This window comes from Bordetella petrii (assembly GCF_020991325.1).
In the GTDB taxonomy this organism is placed as follows: Bacteria; Pseudomonadota; Gammaproteobacteria; order Burkholderiales; family Burkholderiaceae_B; genus Bordetella_A; species Bordetella_A petrii_E.
In genome coordinates, this window is the sequence record NZ_JAJMLX010000346.1 from 1 (window position 1) to 4,257 (window position 4,257).

Genomic DNA, 4,257 nt, shown 5'->3' on the forward strand with positions numbered 1-4,257 from the left:
GCCTTCCTGCACGCCGCGCAGGCGCGCGGCGCCCGCCTGGCCAGTGTGTGCACCGGCGCTTTCGTGTTGGCGGATGCGGGGCTGCTCGACGGCCGGCGCGCCACGACGCATTGGCGGCATGCCGCCGCCTTGCAGCGGCTATATCCGGACATCAAGGTCGACAGCGACAAGATCTATGTGCGCGATGGCGCCGTCTGGACATCGGCCGGCATCACGGCCGGCATAGACCTGGCCCTGGCCATGGTCGAAGAAGACCTGGGTGCCGAGGCCGCGCGCCAGGCCGCGCGCGACATGGTGGTATACCATCGGCGCGCGGGCGGACAGTCGCAATTTTCGGCCCTGCAGGATCTGGCCCCGCACAGCGAACGCATGCGCCGCGTGCTGGACTATATCCGCCAGCACCTGACGGCCCCGCTTACCATCGACGAACTGGCGGCGGCCGCCTGCCTGAGTCCGCGCCAGTTCATCCGCATTTTCAAGGCCGAAACCGGCCAGACGCCCGCCAAGGCGGTGGAGCGCATCCGCGCCGAAGCCGCGCGGGCGCACGTCGAGGCCGACAACATGAGCATCGATGCGGTGGCACGCTGCACCGGTTTTGCCGACGCCGAGCGCATGCGCGGCGCCTTCGTCCGGCGCTACGGACAGCCGCCGCAAGCCTTGCGCCGCGCGGCGCGCGAACAGACCTTAGCCGCATGAACCCTCGTCCGGCTGTTCGGTGAAGGCGCGCACCATCTGCGCGATCTGGTCCAGCTCGTCTTGCGCGCCGGCCGCCCAGGCGGGTGGGTCGAACGGGCTGCCCGCCGGCGCGCGGTTCACGCTGCGCTTGATGTCGGCCAGGATTTCCAGTGCCAGTTCGGTTGCCTGCGGGTTGCTGCGCGTGGACAGTGCCAGCGACAACGCCACGGTTTGCCGCAGCGCCAGCAGGCGGCCATCGAGTTCGGTTTCCATTTCCATGTAGTGCCTGTCAGGGTAGGGAAAGTCCGTCTATTCTACGGACTGGTCCACACCCCGATGCCTCCGCGCCCCCGCCATGTTGCTACGCCAGGAAACCACCGCCGACATTCCCGCCATTTTCTCCGTGACGCAGGCCGCGTTCCAGGGCCAGCCGCACAGCGAGCACAACGAAGGCCGCATTATCGACGCGCTGCGGCAGGCGGGCGCCCTGGCCTTGTCGCTGGTGGCGGTGGAACATGGGCAAGTAGTGGGCCACGTGGCGTTTTCGCCGGTCTGCATTCATCGCGGCCAGGAGGTCATGGTGGGCTGGCATGGGCTGGGGCCTGTCGCGGTGGGCCCGCCGGCGCAGGGGCGGGGCATCGGGTCGATGCTGGTGGCCGAGGGGCTGGCGCGCCTGCGCGGCCGCGGCGCCGCCGGTTGCGTGGTGCTGGGCCAGCCGCATTTCTATGGCCGCTTCGGGTTCCGTGCCGATCCGGCATTGCTGCTGCCCGATGTGCCGCCCGAATATTTCATGGCGCAGGCCTGGCGCGGACGGGCGCAGGGCACGGTGCAGTACCACAAGGTGTTCGACGCTCCGCCGGCCTGAACGCCGTTGCGCCGCCGCCGCAGTGGCAGGAAAAAATAACTTGCGATTAAATAGTGCGCTATGTATTATGGCTTCCATCATGACCCGCCGCCGATCTTCCTCCGCCACCGCGCCGTCGCTGCTGCTCGACGAACAGTTGTGCTTCACGCTGCATTCCACGGTGCTGGCCATGAACAAGGTGTACCGCAAGCTGCTGCGCGCCCTGGGGCTGACCTACCCGCAGTATCTGGTGATGATGGTGCTGTGGGAACAAGACCAGCTTACGCTCACCGATATCGGGCGCCGCCTGTTCCTGGATTCGGCCACGCTTACGCCCTTGCTCAAGCGCATGGAAGCGGGGGGCCTTATTTCCCGCCTGCGCGCGGAACAAGATGAGCGCCAGGTCATTGTCAGCCTGACACGCGCCGGCCGCGACCTGAAGCAAAAGGCCGCCCAGGTGCCCGTGTCGGTGCTGTGCGCCACGGAATGCTCGCCTGGTGAATTGGCTGCCCTGAAAGCCCAATTGGAACACCTGCGCGCGAATCTGATGGCCTACGGTTGAATGCGGATGTTGTTATGTGCCTGTCAACTAAGTAGTGCACTATTCAATAGCCTACAACTTGCATCCGGCCCCGGCGAGCCGTACTTTGGTGGAATCGCCGTCGTCCCTGAAACCCGCTAGAAAGGAAATTGTCATGTCTCTGGAAAAAGTTGTTTACCGTGCCCATGCCAAGGCCACCGGCGGCCGCGATGGCCGCGCCGTCTCGTCCGACAATAATCTGGACGTGAAACTCACCGTGCCCCGTGAAATGGGGGGCGCCGGCGGCGAAGGCACCAATCCCGAGCAGTTGTTCGCCGCGGGTTATTCGGCCTGCTTCCTGGGCGCCATGAAGTTCGTGGCCAATCGCGACAAGATCGACATCCCGTCCGATGTCTCGATCGACGGCGCGGTGGGCATCGGCCCCATCCCCAATGGCTTTGGCATCGAAGTCGAACTGAAGATCTCGCTGCCGGGCATGGACCGCGCCAAGGCCGAAGACCTGGTGCAGCGCGCCCATATCGTCTGCCCCTATTCCAATGCCACCCGTGGCAACATCGACGTGACCCTGACGGTGGTGTAAACCCGCCGCCCACCGCCGGCGCATGCCCAAGCCCATGCGCCGGCCGGCCGGTTCTTGCCGGGCGTTCCGCCTGGCCGCCGGCTTTCCGGCTTGACGCGTTTCCTGGGGGTGGTAGGATGCCGGCGTCATGATCCGGCAAGTTTCTTCTCCCTTCGCTGTGCGTGCGCGCCATGCCATGCATCGTCCGGCCCTGCTGGGGTCGCACGATGCCGCCGTGCGTTCCGCCTACGCGCGCGCCAAGCCCGGCTAAGCGCCAGCCCCCGCGGCCGCCCCTTCTCCATTGCTGTTTTCCGGTGTTTCCGGCCTGCACGCTTCGCGCATGCGGGCCCGCCTCCGCTGCCTGGCGGCCCGTGCGGCCGGGCGGCGGCAGGCCATTTGAATTGTGTCGTGTCATGCAACTAACCAAGAAATTCGTCAAAGCCAAGAACCCCTGCGCCAGCGGCTACAAGTGGTTCTTGCGCGATCACCATGGCCAGGGCGACTACCAGGCCGTGCTGGATGCCCTGGTGGCCGATGGCCGCGTCGATGACGCCTGCTGGCTGCTTGACCAGTTCGGTCCCACCGACACTGTGCTGCAACTGGAATCCATCGAGGCCGGCGCGATTGTCTTCGCCGGCACACTGCAGGTGCGGCGCGGCATCAGTGTCGATACGGTCGTGCGCGCCGGCCGCCGTATCGTCACCGAGGGCGGGGTGCGCGCCGGCACGGCCATCGTGGCGGGTGAAAACATCCAAGCCCAGGGCAGCATTGTCAGCGATGGCTTGATCCGCGCGGGCGGCGACATCCAGGCCGGGTGGGGCGTGAGCGCGGCCGCCAGCCTGGATAGCGGCGGCGGTGTGCGGGCGGCCTGGGACGTGCACGCGGGGCAGGACTTGCACGCCGCCGGGCCGATCTGGGCCGGGCAGGGCCTGGACGTGGGGGGAGCATTGCATGGCGGCCAGGGGATCAAGGCCGGCGGTGATGTATGCGCGCAGGATGCGCTGGAGGTGCAGCGCGGCATCCAGGCGGCGGGCTCGGTGTGCTGCGGCGATCATCTCGAAGCCGGCTGGGGCATCAAGGCGGGCGGCGACGTGGCGGCCGACGGCGCCATCCGGGCCGGCGAAGGCATCGAGGCCGGCGGGCGCATCCTGGCGGGCGCCGGGCATGGCATTTACGCCGGGTTGCGGGTGCGCATGGACGCCTGGGAGGTGTCGGCGCGCGTGACCGCCTGCGAATTGCCGGCGCTGCTCGTCAGCGGCCATTGGGCGCCGGCGTCCGGTCAGGCGGATACGATGGCGCTTGCCAGCATCCATAGCCCGCCGGCGGCAATCAGCAGCAGCACGGCGCCGGTAAAGCGTTCGATGCCCGCGTTGTAGCGGGAAAAGCCGGCCACGACGGCGGGATGCCCGATGCCGGCCGCTACCAGCAAGTCCCAGCCCAGCACGGCGGCGAACATCCACAGGCCATAAGCCAGTTGCACGGCGCTCCGCGTGTGTTCGCCGGCCAGCAGCGCGAACAGGCTGGCATAGAACAGCGCGTTCTTCGGGTTCAGGATGCCCGACGCGAACCCGGTGGCAAAGCGCCGGTGCCAGGACGGGGCCGCCATGCCCGGCGCGCGCGCGGCGCGCGGCATGTCCC

The 4,257-nt window shown here is 67.7% G+C and carries 8 protein-coding genes; 6 read left to right on the top strand and 2 right to left on the bottom strand.

Annotation, left to right across the window (positions count from 1 at the left end; translation table 11 throughout):
* Positions 1–696, top strand: a 696-nt coding sequence (locus tag LPZ50_RS22520) for a GlxA family transcriptional regulator (RefSeq protein WP_230665059.1), incomplete at its 5' end; no start/stop codon positions are given.
* Here the strand turns inward: LPZ50_RS22520 and LPZ50_RS22525 are convergent.
* Positions 685–948, bottom strand: coding sequence for a hypothetical protein (locus LPZ50_RS22525; protein ID WP_230665065.1), 264 nt, complete (start codon positions 946–948; stop codon positions 685–687). The two genes, LPZ50_RS22520 and LPZ50_RS22525, sit on opposite strands and share 12 nt — an antisense overlap.
* An 82-nt stretch (positions 949–1,030) precedes the next feature.
* Here LPZ50_RS22525 and LPZ50_RS22530 point away from each other — a divergent pair, with 82 nt between their 5' ends.
* The 5 genes from LPZ50_RS22530 (at position 1,031) to LPZ50_RS22545 (ending at position 3,995) form a co-directional block, all read left to right on the top strand.
* Positions 1,031–1,540, top strand: a complete 510-nt coding sequence (locus LPZ50_RS22530; protein WP_230665060.1) for a GNAT family N-acetyltransferase — start codon at positions 1,031–1,033, stop codon at positions 1,538–1,540.
* Between the two features lie 79 nt (positions 1,541–1,619).
* Positions 1,620–2,081 carry a MarR family winged helix-turn-helix transcriptional regulator gene (locus LPZ50_RS22535; protein WP_230665061.1) on the top strand — a complete coding sequence of 154 codons (462 nt, stop codon included), beginning with the start codon at positions 1,620–1,622 and terminating at the stop codon, positions 2,079–2,081.
* A gap of 133 nt (positions 2,082–2,214) precedes the next feature.
* The gene (locus LPZ50_RS22540) at positions 2,215–2,640 is read left to right on the top strand and encodes an organic hydroperoxide resistance protein (RefSeq protein WP_230665062.1); all 426 of its coding nucleotides are present in this window, start codon (positions 2,215–2,217) and stop codon (positions 2,638–2,640) included.
* A 127-nt stretch (positions 2,641–2,767) separates the two neighbouring features.
* Positions 2,768–2,890 carry a hypothetical protein gene (locus LPZ50_RS25350; RefSeq protein WP_268903564.1) on the top strand — a complete coding sequence of 41 codons (123 nt, stop codon included), beginning with the start codon at positions 2,768–2,770 and terminating at the stop codon, positions 2,888–2,890.
* A gap of 142 nt (positions 2,891–3,032) precedes the next feature.
* On the top strand, positions 3,033–3,995 hold the full coding sequence (locus LPZ50_RS22545) for a FapA family protein (protein ID WP_230665063.1): 963 nt from the start codon (positions 3,033–3,035) through the stop codon (positions 3,993–3,995).
* On the opposite strand, the gene LPZ50_RS22550 is transcribed toward LPZ50_RS22545, so the two are convergent.
* Positions 3,899–4,257 (bottom strand): LysE family transporter (locus LPZ50_RS22550; protein ID WP_230665064.1); only part of this gene is annotated, 359 nt, incomplete at its 5' end. The two genes, LPZ50_RS22545 and LPZ50_RS22550, sit on opposite strands and share 97 nt — an antisense overlap.

Excerpts from the sequence above, each read along its gene's own strand:
- LPZ50_RS22525 (WP_230665065.1), bottom strand. The coding sequence starts at position 948 with ATGGAAACCGAACTCGATGGCCGCCTGCTGGCGCTGCGGCAAACCGTG.
- LPZ50_RS22530 (WP_230665060.1), top strand. The coding sequence starts at position 1,031 with ATGTTGCTACGCCAGGAAACCACCGCCGACATTCCCGCCATTTTCTCC.
- LPZ50_RS22535 (WP_230665061.1), top strand. The coding sequence starts at position 1,620 with ATGACCCGCCGCCGATCTTCCTCCGCCACCGCGCCGTCGCTGCTGCTC.
- LPZ50_RS22540 (WP_230665062.1), top strand. The coding sequence starts at position 2,215 with ATGTCTCTGGAAAAAGTTGTTTACCGTGCCCATGCCAAGGCCACCGGC.
- LPZ50_RS25350 (WP_268903564.1), top strand. The coding sequence starts at position 2,768 with ATGATCCGGCAAGTTTCTTCTCCCTTCGCTGTGCGTGCGCGCCATGCC.
- LPZ50_RS22545 (WP_230665063.1), top strand. The coding sequence starts at position 3,033 with ATGCAACTAACCAAGAAATTCGTCAAAGCCAAGAACCCCTGCGCCAGC.